General features: G+C 33.9%; 14 protein-coding genes and 1 pseudogene. 8 read left to right on the top strand and 7 right to left on the bottom strand.

Features of this window, described 5'->3' with window-relative positions; all coding sequences use genetic code 11:
- Positions 1–24 precede the first annotated feature (24 nt).
- On the bottom strand, positions 25–1,323 hold the full coding sequence (locus BWGOE10_RS27175) for an MFS transporter (RefSeq protein ID WP_070145720.1): 1,299 nt from the start codon (positions 1,321–1,323) through the stop codon (positions 25–27).
- Positions 1,324–1,653: 330 nt separating this feature from the next.
- On the opposite strand from BWGOE10_RS27175, the gene lytS reads away from it, so the two are divergent.
- The 7 genes and pseudogenes from lytS (at position 1,654) to msrB (ending at position 7,874) form a co-directional block, all read left to right on the top strand.
- The gene (gene lytS, locus BWGOE10_RS27170) at positions 1,654–3,423 is read left to right on the top strand and encodes a two-component system sensor histidine kinase LytS (protein ID WP_070145718.1); all 1,770 of its coding nucleotides are present in this window, start codon (positions 1,654–1,656) and stop codon (positions 3,421–3,423) included.
- On the top strand, positions 3,401–4,141 hold the full coding sequence (locus tag BWGOE10_RS27165) for a LytR/AlgR family response regulator transcription factor (protein WP_070145716.1): 741 nt from the start codon (positions 3,401–3,403) through the stop codon (positions 4,139–4,141). Before lytS ends, BWGOE10_RS27165 begins: the two co-directional genes overlap by 23 nt.
- Positions 4,142–4,273: 132 nt before the next feature.
- Entirely contained in the window at positions 4,274–4,705 is a 432-nt protein-coding gene (lrgA, locus tag BWGOE10_RS27160; protein WP_002113185.1) for an antiholin-like murein hydrolase modulator LrgA, read from the top strand.
- A 36-nt stretch (positions 4,706–4,741) separates the two neighbouring features.
- Positions 4,742–5,434 (top strand): antiholin-like protein LrgB, encoded by a 693-nt coding sequence (gene lrgB, locus BWGOE10_RS27155; RefSeq protein WP_002144612.1) that lies wholly within the window; start codon positions 4,742–4,744, stop codon positions 5,432–5,434.
- A gap of 339 nt (positions 5,435–5,773) precedes the next feature.
- Positions 5,774–6,817 carry an AI-2E family transporter gene (locus BWGOE10_RS27150; protein WP_070145714.1) on the top strand — a complete coding sequence of 348 codons (1,044 nt, stop codon included), beginning with the start codon at positions 5,774–5,776 and terminating at the stop codon, positions 6,815–6,817.
- Between the two features lie 91 nt (positions 6,818–6,908).
- Positions 6,909–7,376 (top strand): annotated as a pseudogene (gene msrA, locus BWGOE10_RS33600) (peptide-methionine (S)-S-oxide reductase MsrA); the annotation flags it as partial.
- A gap of 45 nt (positions 7,377–7,421) precedes the next feature.
- Positions 7,422–7,874 carry a peptide-methionine (R)-S-oxide reductase MsrB gene (gene msrB / locus BWGOE10_RS33595; protein ID WP_257209043.1) on the top strand — a complete coding sequence of 151 codons (453 nt, stop codon included), beginning with the start codon at positions 7,422–7,424 and terminating at the stop codon, positions 7,872–7,874.
- A 25-nt stretch (positions 7,875–7,899) separates the two neighbouring features.
- On the opposite strand, the gene BWGOE10_RS27140 is transcribed toward msrB, so the two are convergent.
- Positions 7,900–11,016 (bottom strand): efflux RND transporter permease subunit, encoded by a 3,117-nt coding sequence (locus BWGOE10_RS27140; RefSeq protein WP_070145712.1) that lies wholly within the window; start codon positions 11,014–11,016, stop codon positions 7,900–7,902.
- A gap of 306 nt (positions 11,017–11,322) precedes the next feature.
- Here BWGOE10_RS27140 and BWGOE10_RS27135 point away from each other — a divergent pair, with 306 nt between their 5' ends.
- Entirely contained in the window at positions 11,323–12,192 is an 870-nt protein-coding gene (locus tag BWGOE10_RS27135; protein ID WP_070145711.1) for a TetR/AcrR family transcriptional regulator, read from the top strand.
- Positions 12,193–12,244: 52 nt separating this feature from the next.
- On the opposite strand, the gene BWGOE10_RS27130 is transcribed toward BWGOE10_RS27135, so the two are convergent.
- From BWGOE10_RS27130 to BWGOE10_RS27110, 5 genes are all read right to left on the bottom strand, one after another.
- Positions 12,245–13,462, bottom strand: a complete 1,218-nt coding sequence (locus tag BWGOE10_RS27130) for an alginate O-acetyltransferase AlgX-related protein (RefSeq protein ID WP_070145709.1) — start codon at positions 13,460–13,462, stop codon at positions 12,245–12,247.
- A gap of 12 nt (positions 13,463–13,474) precedes the next feature.
- Positions 13,475–14,869, bottom strand: coding sequence for an MBOAT family O-acyltransferase (locus BWGOE10_RS27125; RefSeq protein WP_070145707.1), 1,395 nt, complete (start codon positions 14,867–14,869; stop codon positions 13,475–13,477).
- Between the two features lie 215 nt (positions 14,870–15,084).
- Complete coding sequence (locus BWGOE10_RS27120; RefSeq protein ID WP_070145705.1) at positions 15,085–16,638, bottom strand: ABC-F family ATP-binding cassette domain-containing protein; 1,554 nt, start codon at positions 16,636–16,638, stop codon at positions 15,085–15,087.
- A 168-nt stretch (positions 16,639–16,806) separates the two neighbouring features.
- A complete protein-coding gene (locus tag BWGOE10_RS27115) occupies positions 16,807–17,745 on the bottom strand; it encodes a glycosyltransferase family 2 protein (RefSeq protein ID WP_070145703.1) in 939 nt (312 codons plus the stop codon).
- Positions 17,746–17,832: 87 nt separating this feature from the next.
- Complete coding sequence (locus tag BWGOE10_RS27110; protein ID WP_070145702.1) at positions 17,833–20,508, bottom strand: YfhO family protein; 2,676 nt, start codon at positions 20,506–20,508, stop codon at positions 17,833–17,835.
- Positions 20,509–20,632 lie beyond the last annotated feature (124 nt).

Raw genomic sequence — 20,632 nt, 5'->3', positions numbered from 1 at the left:
AATGAGATGCTTCCTCTTTTACGTTTAGTCTAACACTTTTCCCTTTGTTTCTGGTACACATAATAGCATTGTAATCAACCCGATTGGATAGATGATAAAGATCAGAGACAATGCTCCAAGTAGATTGCCACCCGTAGCGAGTAATCCAATAATAACCGGCCCAAATCCAGCTAATCCACGCCCTGTGCCGAAAATAAAGTTTTCCGCTGTGGAGCGAGCTTCGGCAGGATAGTTTTCAGCTAAAATTGCTCCGAATCCTCCCATCATTCCATTTGCAAAGAATCCAAGTAGGGCACTTCCCCATAACAATGATGTCGCATCTGTGAATAGGAAGAAGTAAATGAAGCAGTATATAGTACCGCCAATATAATATAATGAAAATGTTTTGCGGCGGCCAATTTTATCAGCTAGAATACCAAAGGTTGCAATTCCAATTAGCATACCAATAGTAGAAATGAACATCCAACCGCTTGCTTTTGCTAATGTATAGTTATATTTATTCGCTAAAATAGTTGGCATCCATGTGAAAATGCCATAATATCCGAAGTTCTGGATAAATGACATAATAATAAGACCAATTGTTGTTATTGTTACTTTTTTACTTGCAAATAACTTTCGAAGTGGGAACTTTTTCATATTTTTTAGTTGTTCCGCTTCAATAGTTGTCAAATTACCTTCAGCTTCCTTCTGGAGCAATTCCTTTTTGTAACGTTGCTTTTGCTCCCATATTTTCGGTTCGCTTAAACTTTTACGGACATAAACAGCTAATAAAGCGGGAATTAATCCAAATAAGAAAACAGCTCTCCACCCAAAGTGCGGGACGATAAATGCTGGAAGGATTGAAGCAACCAGGACGCCAAATTGCCAGCCAAGTGCAACAACTGATGTCGCTTTAGCACGCATTTCTTTAGACCACGTTTCTGTTACGATGGCCATTCCAATCCCGAATTCACCACCAACGCCCATTCCAACTAAAAAGCGAAGAATTAATAATTGCCAATAATCTGTTGCGAAATAAATAAGTGCAGTTGCTAGTGAAAATAGTAAGATTGTAAAGGCCATTGTACGGATACGACCGAATAAATCAGCAATAAATCCAAATAAATAGGAACCAATTAACATCCCAATTGTTGTGGCTAATGTTAAGTTCCCTCCCTCGACAGGGCTAAGATGAAATTCTTTTAGAATGTAGACAAGTACGAAAGATAAGAGCAACATATCTAATCCTTCTGCTGCATATCCTAGCGCAGAACCAAATAATGTTTTATATCTTTTCTCTTTCGTCTCCTCTGTTGTTGGTTGTACATCAGTAGTAATGTTCATTATTACTCCTCCTTATTTTCTTCTACAGTCGCTATGGAAGAATAACAAAAGGCCTTCTCACCTGATATGATGAGAAGGCCAAAAAAAGCATACGTATCCCTAAAAAAAGAACATACGTATATTATATTCCGACTTCCTTCTCAACCTCACGGGGTTGGGTTAAAGGACTGTATTATATTACTTTATTTTTAGCACTCTTCTATTAGATTGTCAAATAAAGAGGAGATTGTTATGTGTAAAATATTTCAAAAAACATTTCATTCTCCTTGACGCACGCTTCATTATTTTCCCATAATAAAACTAACTAATATAAAAAGGAATGAATCACAGATGCTAAATTTAGTACTTATGATGATTGAACGCGTCGGACTTATTGTTATTTTAGGATTTTTACTTTCTCATATTAAAACGTTCCGGCGTCTTCTTCATAAGCAAGATGGATATGTAGATAAGTTTAAGCTCATTTGTATTTTTTCAGTGTTTACAATTGTGAGCAATTACACAGGGATTGAAATAGCAGGAAATACTATTATGAATGAAAATTGGTTACAAGGTGTTTCATCATCCAGCACAATTGCGAATACACGAATTATGGGTGTGGGAATTAGTGGGTTGCTTGGCGGTCCTATCGTCGGAATTGGAGTAGGTTCTATTGCGGGTATTCATCGTTATATGCTTGGCGGGACGACGGCAGTAAGTTGTGCAATCTCATCAATTTTGGCTGGGATTATAACAGGTTATATTGGATACATCTTCAAAAAATATAACCGTACTATTACACCTAAATTTTCTGCGGTTTTAAGTGTTTTTATCGTTACTTTAGAAATGCTTATGATTCTATTAATGATAGAAAATGGACTTAGTGTTGTGAGAACAATTGCGCTACCGATGATTCTTGTAAATAGTTTTGGCAGTTTTATTTTACTTTCGATGATACTAGCTATTTTACGACAAGAAGAAAACGCAAAAGCTTTACAAACGCATAAAGTATTACGAATTGCTGATAAGACGTTACCATATTTCCGCCAAGGGTTGACGGAAGAGTCCTGTAAACATGTGGCACAAATTATTCACCGCTTTACGGGAACAGATGCGGTATCCTTAACAGATACAGAGAAAATCTTAGCTCACGTTGGATTAGCATCAGATCATCATATTCCTTCACACAGTTTAATAACAGGTTTATCAAAAGAAGTATTAAAAACAGGGGAAATAATGAAGGCGAAATCACGTGAGATTATTAATTGTCAACATGAAGGGTGTCCATTACAAGCGGCAGTTGTTATTCCATTAACTTCACATGGAAATACGATTGGAACATTAAAACTTTATTTTAAAAACTCTAATCAATTAAGTCGTGTTGAAGAAGAGTTAGCGGAAGGGCTAGCGAAAATATTCTCCACACAGCTTGAGTTAGGTGAAGCTGAGTTACAAAGTAAGTTATTGCAAGATGCCGAAATAAAAGCGCTGCAAGCACAAATCAATCCGCATTTTTTATTTAATGCAATTAATACAGTGTCAGCTTTATGCCGAACAGATGTAGAGAAGGCGAGAAAATTATTATTGCAGCTTAGCGTTTATTTTCGTTGTAATTTGCAAGGGGCACGACAATTACTTATTCCATTAGAACAAGAGTTGAATCATGTACATGCATATTTATCGTTAGAGCAAGCGAGATTTCCGAATAAGTATGAAGTGAAGATGTACATTGAAGAGGCACTAAAGGTGACTTTAGTTCCACCATTTGTCCTTCAGTTATTAGTTGAAAATGCATTGCGCCATGCTTTTCCGAAAAAGCAGCCAGTGTGCCAAGTCGAGGTACATGTGTTTGAAAAAGAAGGAATGGTTCACTTTGAAGTGAAGGATAATGGACAAGGGATTGAGATTGAACGTCTAGAGCAATTAGGAAAAATGGTAGTTCCATCAAAGAAAGGGACTGGAACAGCTTTATATAATATTAATGAACGACTTATCGGGTTATTTGGGAAAGAGACAATGCTTCAAATTGAAAGTGAATTAGAGCAAGGGACAAAGATCCTCTTTGTAATTCCGAAAAAAGTAGAGGAGGAAAAACGGAGTGTTAAAAGTATTAGTAGTTGATGATGAAATGTTAGCACGGGATGAATTGAAATATTTATTAGAGCAAACAAAAGAAGTAGAGATAATCGGTGAGGCGGATTGTGTAGAGGATGCATTAGAAGAATTAATGAAAAACAAACCAGATATTGTTTTTCTAGATATTCAGTTATCTGATGATAACGGATTTGAAATCGCAAATATATTAAAGAAAATGAAAAATCCACCTTCAATTGTTTTTGCTACTGCATATGATCAATATGCGCTGCAAGCATTTGAAGTAGATGCATTAGATTACATTTTAAAGCCATTTGATGAAGAACGTATCGTACAGACATTAAAGAAATATAAAAAACAAAAGCAAATAAAATTAGAAACAAAGCAAGACATAAAGAGTGTAGATGTAACGACCGAGATGCATAAATTAGCATTACCAATTGAGGAATCAATTGTACTTGTTAACATTGAAGATATTATTTATGTAGGGCTTGTAGATGGGAAAGTAACTGTAAAGACAATGAAAGAAACATATGTAACACATGATACGCTTGTCATTTTGGAAAAGAAATTACCACAAACAATTTTTATGCGTGTTCATCGTAGTTTCGTTGCTAATATTAATCATATTTCTGAGATACAGCCGTGGTTTAATTCGACTTATAACTTAATTATGAAAGAGGGATCCAAAGTCCCGGTTAGCCGTACATATGCAAAAGAACTTAAAAAGCTGCTCCGTATTTAAGGAGCAGCTTTTGTATTTCACCGTAGGATTATTGTAATTGGCTGTTTATATTTTACATCCCGCTATGTAAACGCTTACTTCGGTGTTTATATCCTATAAAATAAAGGTACCAAATCAAAAGAGGTGGCCAAAATGAGCACAAAAAAAGTATATGGATTTCTATCACAAATATTCGTTTTTTCAGCTATTATGTTAGTTTCTAATATTATCTCAACCCATTTACCAATTCCGATGCCTTCATCAGTAATCGGGTTAGTCGTTTTATTTAGTCTACTATGTTTAAAGGTTATTAAATTGGAGCAAGTTGAATCACTCGGAACAGCTTTAACAGGTATTATCGGATTCCTTTTCGTCCCATCAGGTATTTCAGTTATTAACTCTCTTGGTGTAATGAGCCAATATTTCGTACAAATCCTAACCGTAATCGTTGTCGCAACAATTATTTTACTTGCTGTAACAGGTTTATTTGCACAATTGATTTTAGGTAAAGATGACAAAGAAACAAAAGATACAAAAGAGTTGAAAGTTGTAAACAAAGGAAGCAAACACGGAAAAGTCGCGTAACTATTTTAGACCATACATGGTTAGGAGGTAATGAACATGACAAGCACAATGACTCCATATTTCGGAATCGTCGTTTCATTAATTGCATACGGAATCGGAACATTTTTATTCAAACACTCAAAAGGATTCTTCTTATTTACACCACTATTCGTAGCAATGGTATTAGGGATTGTATTTTTAAAGGTAGGTAACTTTACCTTTGAGGAATATAATACGGGCGGAAAGATGATTAGTTTTTTCTTAGAGCCAGCAACAATCGCATTTGCAATTCCATTATATAAACAAGTTGATAAGTTAAAAAAATATTGGTGGCAAATTTTATCGGCTATCGTGGTTGGGTCTATTTGTTCAGTGGTTGTTGTGTTCATTGTCGCAAAAGCAATTGGTTTAGATACAGCTGTAATGAACTCAATGTTACCGCAGGCAGCAACAACAGCAATTGCATTACCAATATCTGAAAGTATCGGTGGTATTCCAGCAATTACATCATTTGCAGTTATCTTTAATGCAGTTATCGTATACGCATTAGGAGCTTTATTCTTAAAAACATTTAGAGTTAAACATCCGATTGCTAAAGGTTTAGCTCTTGGGACAGCAGGACATGCGTTAGGGGTTGCAGTAGGTATCGAAATGGGTGAAGTAGAAGCAGCTATGGCAAGTATCGCTGTGACAGTAGTTGGTGTTGTAACAGTAGTTATCATTCCGATGTTTATGCCATTCATTGGGTAATATAACTTACTAAAAAAATTATAAAAGCAAGCTATTTGTAGGGCGGATTTCTACTGATAGCTTGCTTTTTATGTTACAGTATTGGTAAGACCTATTTTTATAAGGATAAAAGTTTCCTTAAATCTTCATTAATACTATGCATAATGCGTTTTGAAATAGGTCATTGTATTGTAAAATAAGAAGTAACATAATATATTAGCAAAATTAACGGGCGGTTAGGATTAAAGATAAATTGCTCGCAATGGCTTTAATATTAAAGGATAATTATAAGTAGAGAACAGAGAGAGATCTACTTGTTAACGTTTTACTTTATAGGACAGGAGAGAGTACTCGTCGATTATGCAAATAAAAAACCTGTTTCAAAGCAAAGGATTTCAGAGGTTAATCGTATTAGTATTACTTGCTCTCATATTGTATGGGATGCAAAGTATGTTAAATTTAATTTTAATTACGTTTATGTTGACGTATTTAATGGATCGATTCCAAAAGTTTATTTCTCGTAAATTAGATCATTTCATGCCAATTAATCGGAAAATTATTATAGCGCTTTTATATGTAATGTTAGTGGCGGGAATTGCAATTACGCTATTTAAATATTTACCGGTATTAACAATACAAATTTCACAATTGATTTATCAATTCAATGTATTTTTAAGAAATCCACCTGATAGTGAATTAATTAAGTATGCAGTTAATGCTGTTAATCATATGGAGCTTTCTAAATATGTAGGGCAAGGCGTAGACATTTTGTATAAATCTATTACGAATGTTGGGAAATTTGGCCTTCAAGTTTTACTTTCTGTAATTTTAAGCTTATTTTTCCTACTTGAAAAAGCACGTATCGTTGCTTTTACTTCGAAATTTAAAGAAAGTCGACTTGCAATTTTCTATAACGAAATAGAGTATTTCGGAAAGAAATTTGCACGTTCATTCGGAAAAGTAATCGAAGCACAATTTTTAATCGCAATTGTTAACTGTGTTTTATCTGTTATCGCATTATGGATATTAGGATTCCCGCAATTACTAGGTTTAGCGTTAATGATTTTCTTGCTTGGTTTAATTCCAGTAGCAGGTGTTATCATTTCGTTATTCCCACTTTGTATGATTGCTTACAATATCGGCGGTATTATGTATGTCGTTTATATTTTAGTTATCGTAACAGTAATTCATGCGCTTGAAAGTTACGTATTAAATCCGAAGTTTATGTCGCAAAAAACAAATTTACCGATTTTCTATACGTTTATGGTATTAATCTTCTCAGAACACTTCTTAGGTGTATGGGGACTAATTATCGGTATTCCTATCTTCATTTTTTTATTAGATGTCTTAGATGTGACAAGTGATGAAATGGAGAAAGACGTTGAAAAAAATAAAGTGAAGTAAAGAAAAAGCATCGATGTTCGATGCTTTTTCTTTTATAACATTATGTTTCTTATGCCATACTGTAAGGAGAATATAGAATAGGGGTGAAATAATGGCTGTAAATGAAAAGGTAGAGTTAGCTACATTTGCTGGTGGGTGCTTCTGGTGCATGGTTTCGCCATTTGAAGAGATGGAAGGGATTATACAGGTTGTTTCAGGCTATACAGGTGGCCATAAAGAGGATCCAACGTATAAAGAAGTATGCTCGGAAACAACTGGGCATTATGAAGCAGTACAAATTACATTTGATGCAAATAAAATGCCGTATGAGGAGTTGTTAAATATATATTGGAGACAAATTGACCCGACTGATATAGGGGGACAATTCCACGATCGTGGACAGTCTTATGAAACGGTGATTTTTTATCATAATGAGGAACAACATAAAAAGGCAGAGGCTTCAAAAGAAGAGCTCGAGAAAAGTGGGCATTTTTCGAAGCCAATTGCGACAAAAATATTGCCGGCTGCTACGTTTTATCCAGCTGAAGAATATCATCAAGGATATCATAAGAAAAATACATTCCGTTATGAGCTATACCGTAAAGGTTCAGGTCGTGATGCCTTCATTAAAAATCATTGGCCAAAGGACAACGCTCATTTAAAAGACAGGTTAAATGAGATGCAATTTTATGTAACACAGGAAAATGGGACAGAACCGCCATTTCGAAATGAGTATTGGAATCATAAAGAAGAGGGTTTATATGTAGATATCGTTTCGGGTGAACCGTTATTTACTTCTTTCGATAAATTCGATAGTGGATGTGGATGGCCGAGTTTTACGAAACCAGTTATGTCAGCTAGTGTGGAAGAAAAAATGGATGTTAGCCATAATATGACGCGTACTGAAGTGAGAAGTAAGGCAGGGGATTCACATCTTGGGCATGTATTTCCAGATGGCCCAGGACCAAATGGCCTGCGTTATTGTATTAATTCAGCAGCTCTTCGTTTTATTCCAAAAGAAAATTTAGAAAAAGAAGGATATGGTGATTGTCTAATCCTGTTCGGAAATAAAAAATAACCTCGCTAATTGCGAGGTTATTTTTTTATTTTACTTTTTTCTTTTTAAATTTGCTTAGTGCTTCATAAACGATTGGAACAATAAGAAGTGTTAATAACGTTGAACTTGTTAATCCACCGATTACTGTTACACCAAGTCCTTTAGAAATTAAGCCGCTACCTTCAAATCCTAATGCAAGCGGGATAAGAGCCCCAATTGTTGCAATTGCAGTCATTAAGATAGGACGTAAGCGTGTTGCACCAGCTTCTAATAATGCGTCACGTGTTGATAGGCCGTCATTTTCTTTATGAATAACACGGTCAATGAGCACGATTGCGTTCGTTACAACGATACCAATTAGCATAAGAGCCCCAATCATCGCAGATACACTTAACGTTTCGCCAGAGATTAATAAGGCAACGAGTGCACCAATGATTGTGAATGGTAGCGAGAATAAAATTGCGAATGGTGCAAGGGCACCACCAAATGTAACAACAAGAACGAAGTATACAATGGCAATCGCAGCTAACATCGCTAAGCCAAGTTGTTTGAATGATTCTTGAATATCTTGTGTAACACCGCCCGTAGAAACATCTACACCAGAAGGAAGATCCATTTTATCTACTTCTTTTTGAACAGCGGCAGATGCTTTTGAAACGTCATCAGATGTTAATTTTGCACTAACTTCCGCATAAACACGGCCATCACGATGTGTTACTGTGTTAGAAGTTTCACCTTCTTTTACAGTCATAACATCTTTAACAGCAACTTCATTACCAAGTGGTGTTGTAATTTTACGATTTGTTAAATCATCGATTGTTTCATAATTTTGTTTTTCAGCTTCGACATATACATTGATATCTTTACCGTCTTTTTTAATTGTTGTTAGAACAGGGCGATCATGTTGATTAGAAAGTCCCATTCCAATTTGAGCAGCAGTTAGCCCCATTTTACTTAACTTTTCTTGATCTGCGACCAAAGTATATTCTGCATATGTTTTTGCAACACTAGAGTCTATATCTTTTAAATCTTTATTTTTCTTCATGATATTTTGAATGTCTTTCACGACAGGCTTAATTTCTTCAGAGCTATCTCCATAAACGTATAGTTTAATTTCGTTACTACCGCCACTTGCTCCGAAATCTTGGTTTTTCCATTCGCCTTTTCCAGACATATTTTGTAAATCTTTAACGACTTGTTCTTTCTCTTTTTCAAAGTTTTTCGTATCGTTATCATATTGAACGAAGAACATTGCTTGATTTGTTTGACCAGGGCTCATTGGGTTTTCGCCGCCTAATGAGAATTGAATCGTTTTGACGTCTTTTTTATCTTGGAAATGCTTTTCAGCTTTCGTTGCAATTTTTTCAACGTCGTCTAACGTTTGACCTGGCTCAGGTTTGTACGTTGCGATAATCATTTTTTCTTCTTCAGATGGTAAGAAGCTGACACCGATAATTGGTACAAGTGCAAGACTACCAATTAATAGAAGGACAGCGATACTTGATGTGATGATTTTATGATTTAAAGCCCATTCAAGTATACGTTTATAGCCGTTTGCTAATTTGCTTGGTTTTTCCTCATGATGTACTTCTTTTTCTCGCATGCTTTCCTTCTTAAATAAGGAATGTGCTAGCATCGGCACAATTGTAACTGCCACAAGTAAGGAAGCAAGTAGGGCAAAAACAATTGTTAAAGCAAATGGTAAGAACATTTCACCAATCATACCCTTTACAAGCCCAAGAGGTAAGAATACAGCGATTGTTACAATTGTAGAAGACATAATTGGGATAAACATTTCTTTCGTAGCTTCACGAATTAAATCTTTTCCACGTAATTTTTCTTCTGATAACGACATACGTCGATAAATATTTTCAATAACAACAATGGAGTCATCGACGACACGTCCGATAGCGACTGTCATTGCTCCAAGTGTCATAATGTTAAGCGTAATATCCATTTGTTTTATGACTAAAACTGCAATTAATAGAGAAAGTGGTATAGAAACGACAGAGATTAGCGTTGTTCGAATGTTTCGCAGGAACAACATAATAATAACAATCGCAAAGATAGCACCAAAGATTGCTTTGCTAAGCATTGTTTCGACTGATTTTTCAATAGGCGCACCTTGATCAAATGTTGAAATAATCTCTAAGTCTTTATATTTTTTCTCAAGGTCTTTTACTTTATCTTTAACTGCATTTACAACATCAACTGTATTCGCATCAGCAGCCTTCACAATTTGAATTCCAATTGCTTCTTTTCCATTTGTTCGAGAAATAGACTCTGCTTTTCCGACTTCTTTAATATCAGCAATGTCTTCTAATGTAACCGTTGGTATGCCGTTCATAGTGGCTGGATTCATTTGTGGTGCTTGTGTTCCAGCACCAGCATTTTGATTACCTTGACCATTCGGTGATGAAGGGATAGCTGGAATTTTTAATTCTTTTAATGCTTTAATTGTTGTAATGTTACCATCTACAACAACTGATTTTTCCGTATCTTTAAATGTATATAAGCCAAGTGGTAACGATACGTCCGAACCTTTAATCATATTTTTTACCGTATCTTCACTTAAACCTAATTCTTTCATCTTATCTTTTTTGAAGACAAGCTGTACTTCGTCTACTTGTTGACCTGCGATTTGAACAGATGCGACACCATCAAGTCCTTTTAATCCAGGAACAACATTTTTTTCTACATTTTCTGTTAAGGCAGCTAAAGATTCATTTTTACTCGCTACGCTTAATGAAATAACAGGAAAGGCATTAAAGTTTACTCGTGAGACTTTCGGGTCTTTCACACCTTCTGGCAGTTTCACGTTTGCGAGCGATTCTTTAATTTCCGTTTCGGCTTTTTCCATATTTTTATCAAAATCATATTCTACCTGAATAGAAGATGCATTTTGATAAGATGATGAACTAACAACGTTTACACCGCTTAAATTTTGGAGTTGCCCTTCCATTGGTTTTGAAATTTTATCAGCTACTTCTTCTGGTGTAGCACCAGGATAAACCGTAGTTACTGTTACAATAGGCGTTGTAATATCAGGGATTGTTTCTAACTTCATATTCATCCCAGAATAAATGCCTGCAATGGTAACAATAATGGTTAGTAGCCAAACCGCGAACTTATTTTTTAACGAGAAATTAATGAGTTTGTTCATGTTTGCGCTCCCTTTTTATTGTATTGACCAACTGGTCAGTCTAATACATAATATAACTGACTGGTCGGTCAGTCGTCAATGAAAAGAGATGGTATAATAAAGTGAAACTGTAAGGAGAGAGATTTTTTTGTTATTTCTTACTGAATCATTAGCTTTTATTAATTGAGCTTCTATATAGATAGTAGGCCTCAAAATAATTTTTTTGTCCCATTAAATTTTTGGATAGGGGTCTTGCTACTTGCTAATATAAGACTGAATTGAATTTAAATTTACATAAGATGCGAAATTAAGTTTAGGAGAGAAGATATGAAAGAAAAAGAGCGCTTAATTATAGAGATGGCTATGAAGTTATTTGCGACTAAGGGTGTAAATGCAACGCCAGTACAAGAAATTGTCACAGCTTGTGGTATATCAAAAGGGGCTTTTTATTTGTATTTTAAATCGAAAGATGAGCTTTTATTAGCGACACTTCGATATTATTATGACAAAATCCAAAAGAAAATGCTGGATATTGAAAAAGAATCGTTATTACCACGTGAAAAATTTGAAAAACAATTATATTTTCAGTTTACTGATGTGCAAAAACATAAAGAATTTATTATTATGCATGCAAGAGAAAATGCCATTCCATTTAATAAAGAAGTAGAAGAGTTTATGGTGCGGATGAAGTTAGAATCTCATGCATTTTATCGGAATAGCCTACTGTCTATTTATGGTGAAAAGATCAGTCCATACTTATTAGATTTGGTAATTATGGTGGAAGGGATATGCCACGGTTATTTACAATTAATTATTTTAAATGAACCGGAAATAGATTTCTCTCATGTTTCTTCATTTATTTTAAAAAGAGTAGACGATTTAGTAGAAGGGCTTCTAGACTCTTCGGAGGAACCTGTTTTAAATGAAGAAAAGATTGGGGAGTTATTTTGTAGCTCAGAGCTTATTAAAGAACAAGTGAAAGAGCATTTTTTAAATGAAATTATTATATTAAAACGAACATTAGCTGATCAACTGGAAAATGATGAGGTTTTAGTTACTTTAGACGTTTTAGAATCCGAAATGAGAGTTCAAAATCCGAGAATTCCAGTTATTCGAGGGATGTTAGCGAATTTGGAAGCGTATAATGATTTGAATGATTTTAGATTGAGGTTAGCCCGATATTACTATATAAATTGAGACTGTAATCAGTGGGATTGAAGTCCCACTGATTACAGTTGAAAATAAGTTTTTATTTTACATTTTGAAATTTATACATATCACCATAAACGTTGGTGTCATTGTATATAAACAATACAATATCTGCATTTTGTTCTTCTATTTGCTGTTTCACACTTTTTCCTTGAGTGTAACGAGGATCAATAAAAGTTGTTTTAGCAAAATTACGTGCAAATAAAGGATATGTAGCATCAGCATACGAATCTTTTAAGATAACAATGTGTAAATCGTTGTCTGCCTTTTCATTGATGATGTTTATTTCAGGGAAATCCGTTTGATAAACACTAGCATATCCAGGGGCAGGAATATCTTTTTCTTTTCCGTAAAACTGAGCCATAGATTCCTTAGCAGTATCCTCTTTAATAGCACCATAGTAAACTGTGTAGTCGTCCCAAGATTCACCCGAATTATAATGGACATATGGAATTTGTACAGATGAAGTATCAATTAAGCGGTACAATTGATTATTCCAGCTACCAACAAACTTTCCTTTCGGTTTTTCCCAGTTAATGGTGTAGTCATCTTTCTTTATTGGTTGTCCTTTATATTTGTTTGAATGAGAATTAATAAAATTCATCGTATCCTCATATGCATAAAAGGCACCTTCCATATTCCAATGATGGTCTGTAGTTAAATACATTCGTTCTAGTTCTTTGTTGGTAAATCTTTCTTTAAACATTGGTAATACATCAATAATAGGGAATTTAGTTTCTGCCAATCTCTCAGCAAGGTGATCCCTAAGTATTTGTTCGTACCCAAGATTTAGGTAAGAGGGAAGCTTATATTGTAACGCTGTTTGCTTACTAGGAACTAAAGAAAAATAAAATTCTGTTTGTGGAAAATCTTTTTTCAAAGTATTTAATTCATGAACCCCAGCATCAACATCATTTAAATGATTTTCCATATTAGGCCTATTAAAAATAAATTGATCGTTTGTAACATGAATGTTGTTTACGAATGTTCGATTCATAGACAGTTGGAACTTTATATAACTTTCAAGAAAGAAATCTCTAGGTCCAATATGATCTGTAAAATGTGTTTCGATACCTTTAAATAATTCTCCAGTTTTTATAGTGGAAGCACTTACAGCAGGTCTAATTGCTAAGTTTCTGTTCTCAAATTCAGAAAATGTCTTTTTATCTATAAGGATAACTTTTGCTGTCCAAATGCCCACTCCAAAAATAACTGTAAGAAACCCCATTATTAAAGTGAGGTTTTGAAATTTCTTCATAGTGAACCTCCTTTAAAAACGGAAATAAATAAATGGATTATAAGTTGCATTTGTTAGGAATACTAAAACAATGACTAAAATACTTAAATAATAAATTGGCGATAAAACAGCAAATCTTTTTGTTGATAACACTTTTTGTAACCATGGAAATACGGGCGCTGCAGTAATAATAGCTAATAGGAAAATGCCCCAATAATTCATTATATAGAAATAACTATTAATGTCTGTTAACGGACCGTTAAATCCGAACATGGATTTTAAAAATTCAAGGCAATAACTGAAATTATCTGCGCGGAAAAATACCCATCCAATAATAACTAAAAACATAACGTAAATATGTTGGAGAGGACTCCATAATTTTTGAAGTAGGCTTTCAAGTCCTGCTTTTTCAAGTGCAATTAGAATTCCATAATAAATACCCCAAATCATAAAGGTCCAACTGGCACCATGCCAAAAACCGGTTAATCCCCATACGATGAAGAGATTACGATAAACTTTCCAAGTTGTAACACGATTTCCTCCAAGAGGAATATAGACATAATCGCGGAACCAAGAACCGAGCGAAATATGCCAACGACGCCAAAATTCGGAAATGGATTTTGAGATATATGGATAATTAAAGTTTTCTAGAAAATCAAATCCAAACATCTTTCCTAATCCGATGGCCATGTCACTATATCCAGAAAAATCAAAATAAATTTGTAGCGTATAGGCAATGGCTCCCATCCAAGCTAATGATACACTCATATCAGAAGGATTCATTGCGAAAATCTCATCGGCTATAGCACCTAATTGGTTAGCAATTAAAACTTTTTTCCCCAAACCAATAATAAAACGGCGAACTCCTTCAGAGAATTTTTCGGCATCAACAGTTCGCTGGTGTAATTGGTGAGAAATTGTATTATAACGAACAATTGGTCCTGCTACTAATTGTGGAAATACAGTAAAGTATAAAGCCAAATCAAAGATATTTCGTTGAGCATCGACTTTTTTCTTATAAATGTCGATAATATAACTCATCGCATGGAACGTGAAAAATGAAATACCAATTGGTAAAGGTATTTTTTCAAGAATGATATTGGTATGGAAGATAGAATTAATATTATCCACTAAAAAGTTTGCGTATTTAAAATATCCTAAAATAGCTGTGTTCATTACAATTGCAAACGTTAATAATAGTTTTCTTTGCCCATTTGTGAAGCGACTATTCCCTAATAAGATACCAAACCAATAGTTAACAAAGATAGAAAACAGCATTAGGAAAACATAAATGGGTTCGCCCCAAGCATAAAATACTAAACTAAAAAATAATAAAACTATATTTTGTAGTTCTTTGCGTACAGCATAATAAATTAAGAGTACAGCGGGTAAAAATAAACATAAAAAGACAAGGTTACTAAATACCATTTCAATTAATTCCTTTCCTATTTTATCTAAATGATACCAAAATTCTCTTCGGAATGTAAGATTATAAAATTAAGGGTATAATTTACATTTTTAATTTCTTTATATTGTGAGAGGTTCTCGTAAGTGGTGAGAGAGAGAAAAAATCTTTGTTTATAAAAAAAGACCGTCCCTAAATATCTATTAGGAACGGCTCTTTTTTACTGACATGAAATAATTTAGTTGTTTTTTTCTGCCCACTCTTCAACATTCCAAGTTTTTGTGATCCAGCCTTCATAAAATTCTGGTTCGTGACATACAAGAAGGATTGTCCCTTTATATGCTTTCAGAGCTTTTTGAAGTTCTTCCTTTGCTGTAACATCAAGATGGTTTGTTGGCTCATCGAATAGGATCCAGTTACTTTCTTCACCCATTAGCTTACATAAACGAACTTTTGCTTGTTCGCCACCACTTAATTGATTTAGCGGGCGAGAGATATGCTCATTTTTTAATCCGCATTTTGCTAACATTGCACGAATTTGATGTTGGTCCATGCTAGGGAATGTGTTCCAAACATCATCAATTGGTGTTATATTATCCGCTTTTACTTCTTGCTCAAAGTATGCAGGCTCTAAGAAGTCACCAAGACTCGTTTTACCGCTTAAAGGTTTAATTTTTCCTAAAATTGTTTTTAGTAATGTTGATTTACCGACACCATTACATCCAACAATGGCAATTTTTTCACCGCGTTCAATTGTCATTGTTAGTTTTGGTAGTAATGGGTGTGTATATCCGATTTCTACATTTTCACCTTCAAAGACGAAACGGCTACTTGCACGACATTCTTTAAATGAGAATTCTGGCTTAATTGCTGTTTCAGGACGATCAATACGCTCCATGCGATCAAGTTGTTTTTGACGACTCTTTGCACGACCTGTCGTTGAATAACGAGCCTTGTTCTTCGCAATAAAGTCTTCTTGCTTTTTAATAAACTCTTTCTGTTTTTCATAAGCATTTATATGTTGATTTTTATTAATTTCTGCTAGTTCTAGGAATTTTTCGTATGTCGCAGTATAGCGCGTCATTTTTGTAAATTCTAGATGGAAAATAACATCAACGCATTTATTCATAAATTCCGTATCATGAGAAATTAATAAGAATGCATGTGGATATTCTTTTAAATAATTCGTTAACCAATGAATATGTTCAACGTCTAAATAGTTAGTAGGCTCATCGAGTAATAACACTTCTGGTTGCTCAAGTAATAGTTTGGCAAGTAATACTTTTGTACGTTGCCCACCACTTAGTGCTGAAACATCACGATCTAAACCGATTGCATTAATTCCAAGACCTCTTGCTGCTTCTTCAATTTTCATATCTAGTAAATAGAAACCACCTGCTTCGAGAGCATCTTGTATTTCCGCCATCTCCTCAAGAAGTGCCTCTAATTCTTCTGGTGTTGCAGTTCCCATTTTTTCTGCAACTTCATTTAAAGCTTTTTCTTTTTTAAATAAAGGTAAAAATGCGTCAGCTAATACATCACGAATTGTGCGACCAGGTGTTAAAATTGTATGCTGGTCTAAGTAACTGTAATTTGTACCAGGTGTCCATTCTACACGGCCCTCATCATGGATAAGTTGACCAGTAATGATATTCATAAATGTTGATTTACCAACACCGTTTGCACCGACCAATCCAACGTGCTCACCTGCTAGTAATCGCATAGATACATCTTTAAATAATGTACGATCGCCAAATGTATGTCCTAGTTTTTCTACTGTTAATAAGCTCATAGTATCCTCCGTCCAACTTGAAATAGTACCTTGAATCATGATACTAAATTCTTTTGTATAATGCTATCATTTCAAAATGTATATTTTTTCAAGGATTATTTTGCGTTAATTTTTTTGGGAAATATAATAGTAAAAAAGTTACTTCTATTTACAGAAGTAACTTTTTTACTAAGCTTCTTGTTTTACTTTACTAACTTTTTTTTCTGCTACAATGAAATGTGGTCTACGCTTTGTTTCATAATAAATACGACCGATGTATTCACCGATAACCCCTAGGAAAATGAGTTGAATACCACCGATAAATAATATTGCAGAGATTAATGTAAAGTAACCTGGTACATCGACGCCGCTAACGGTAATTTGAATAAATGTAGTGATTACATATAAAACGGCTAAAAGCGTTGTTAATAATCCAAGGTATATAGATAATCGCAATGGTTTATTGTTAAATGAAATTACACCATCTATCCCGTAATTTAATAACTTAGAGAAAGTCCATTTACTTTCTCCATCAGAACGTAAAACATTTTCGTATTCAATAATTTGTTCTTTGAAACCGATCCAAGAAAATAAACCTTTTGAAAAACGATTGTATTCAGTTAGAGAGAGTAATGAATCGACTGCACTTCTACTTAAAAGTCTAAAATCACCGATGCCATCTACTAGTTCAATATCAACGAATTTATTCATGACTTTATAATATAAGCGAGAAACGAAAGAGCGTACTGGTGAATCACCCGTTCTAGTCCGCTTTGCAATTACTTGATCATAGCCGTTATTATAGCCGTCTAACATATCTTTTATTAGTTCGGGTGGATGTTGTAAATCAGCATCCATAATAACCACAGCGTCGCCTGTAGCGTACTTTAGACCTGCAAGCATAGCAGCTTCTTTTCCAAAATTCCTACTAAATGATATATAATGCACAGTTGAGTCTGAATCGGCTAGGTCACGTAGAATTTCTAGTGTATTATCTTTACTTCCATCATTGACGAAAACAAATTCATAATCAGTAGTTAGTTTATGAATTTCAAGAGAAGTCTCTGAATAGAAAGCTCTGAGTACCTTCTCCTCATTATAACAAGGTACTACTATTGAAAGGGTCATGTTAGGACCTCCTTAGGTGTAATTTTAAACTGGGCATGAAGTAAAAGCTGAAGCAATTATCTTCAACTTTTACTGCACTTTATTTTACTAACTTTTTTTAAAACGACTTTTAAATTTTGTATATCGATCCTTATCTCCAAGAACTAGAAGCGAGATACAAATGATAAATGAAATGATAGAAATAACGAGACCCATTTTGAAATAAGGTGTGACGTATTTCATTTCAACTACATGCTGCCCTTTTGAAATAGGAACACCAATAAAGGAAGAATTAGCCTTCGTAAACTCAGTTTCTTTACCGTCAACCTGTATTGACCATCCTTTACTATACGGTACAGATAAATATAGTAATCCATCTTTAGTAGAATTAATATTACCTTTTAAGTAGTTACCTTTATAGTAAATATTTTGTAGGCTATTTTCTTTTAAAGTATTCACTTTTTTCGGGACAGTTTTATAGTTGGTACTGTTGACTTGTAAGTCTTTCAACTCGTATTGACCAGGAGTAGGGATAGAAATGATTAGCTCAGTTGGCTTCGCATCTTTTCCTAAATTGTAAACAAATCTTTCTAACGGGTAAGCATAAGCTCCATCTTCATTACCTTTTATCATAGATTTGTCATTCACAGTAACCCCAAATGATTCCTTATTTATATTTCTAATTTTAATTTCAACAAGGAGATCACCTAACATATCGGTATTATCAACAGGTACTATTATACGCCCATTTTCATGAACATTGAGTATATCTTTCTCTTTATCTATATTTTCCCACTTAATTTTATTTGGATTAATCTTAATTTGTTTTGAATCTAGCTGTTTTGTATTAAATTGTTTTAACGGAAGACTTCCAACATTATCTACAACTACAGCATCTAATAAAAGTTGATCTCTCTCGGCGAAATTAAGTTTTGAAAATTCTTCATCACTTATTCCAGCTTCGTATACATAGCCTAATGGTAGTGCAAATTCGTTTTTATAAATGTTGTAAGGACCTACTTGTTGTAAATATTTATAACCATACGGAATATCAGCTTTATTAGCACCTTCACTTAATACATAATATTTTACCCCTAGCATGTTCTCAAGGAATAGTCGTTTATCTAACTGGAAGAACATAGATGGACTATCATATCCTTGGAAAACATTGTACTTATTTTTCATAAAGTCATGAACATCACGATTGACTAAGCTTTGATAAGTACTTGTACCATGATAACCTTGCAGCACCGGTGTATTCTTATAATTATTGTTTGGATTGATAATTCGATAAAAATCTTTATCTTGATTTTGTATATAACGAATTGCGTCAATTTCATCCTTATTATCGAGACCCGGACCATGTAATGATTCTTTTGTTGCGCCTGCTTGATTAAAGTGTTTACTAAGAGCAATATCTGAATAGACGTAATTAATACATATTACATTGACCAGTACATTTAATATAATGAAAGATTGTAAGGCTATTTTTGACAAATAGCGCCATAGTAATATTGTAATAATAGATAAAACAGTAGTACCAATTAAAATTTTATCAATCGTTTCTAGTGGTTGTTCGTTTATATTTACTTTTCTATAGAATGCGTAAATAAATAACGTTGTCGCTAGCAAAGGACCTATTAAATAGTTGACCTTCTTTCTGTGAAGTAGCATCCAATCTAAAATGTAAGCTGAAGTTTGCGCAACCACAAATGCAAATAGGTAAAACCATCTGTATTGCATAGCAGAAAAGCCATTAAATACGGAATACGTATATGGAAGCATATATAGAACTAACATAAACCCAGTAAAGAGTAACTTATTTGTGACAAGTTTATTGCGTATTAGAAGCGCGCTAGTAACAAGGAAGAGGATGAAAACTGGGAATGCGAGCTGATAATCCTCTGTATTATTAATGAAAAAGATACTTTCCATTAAGTTTTTATAAAACGTATCTTCAAAAAATAATGGAATAGTAAATTTTGTAGCTAGTCGATCGGAACTAAATACCCCATTTACAGATGGTATAAAGCAAACAGCGGCTAAACCTAGTGATAAAGAATATAGGGAAGCAATTCTAATATAATAAGTTATAAATGTTTTAATTGTTTTGTTCTGCTGTGTAGCGAAATATTGGAAAAAGGCATAAATATAGATGAAAATACTAGTAATGAAGGCGAAATAGAAATTTGATGCAAGCATAAGTGCTGTTGCAAACAGGAATAATCCCTTTTTTCGCTCTAAAATATATTTATCCAGTCCCCATATTACTAAAGGTAAAAACACTATAGCATCTGCCATGAAATCCCATAATAAAGAATGGCGAATAAAAGTCACACATCCTCCATATATAATGGCAGAAATGAAAGAAGAAAAAATAGTTTTATTATGATAACGTAAAGAACCATACATGAATAACATCGCTAATGTACTTTTTAAAATACTCATATATAGCTTCATCTCAAAGATTTGGTCAAAATTTAGTTTAGGAAGTAGAAGCGTAAGCCAGAAAAATGGTGCTGTACTATAGTAATAACTAAATTCTCCGAATAAATCTCCACCTAAGCCATAATCCCAAGACCAAAATAAATTCCCATCTTTAAATGCATGTTGTAAAAGGAATGTAAAGAAGCTGAATTGTGATAATGCATCTCCCGTACTAGAAAATACACTGTCTGATTTTAAGAAAAAGTAATGAAAAGCAAATGCACATATTATTAATAATGGAATGATAATAAGTGTGCTTTTAGTAAAAAATGTTCTTTTATTTACCTCTGAAGTCATTAAATGAATAAGCCTCCTCAATACAATTATTAAGATCTAATCCGTATTCTCCATATTTAGATATTGTTTTATAATGAAGAAAAACTATGGATGAATCGACGATTTTTAACGGTAGTAATAAAGT

This window comes from Bacillus mycoides (assembly GCF_001757995.1).
GTDB lineage: Bacteria > Bacillota > Bacilli > Bacillales > Bacillaceae_G > Bacillus_A > Bacillus_A mycoides_B.
Note: the sequence above shows the minus strand (reverse complement) of the source record. Positions and strands in the feature narration are given on the sequence as shown.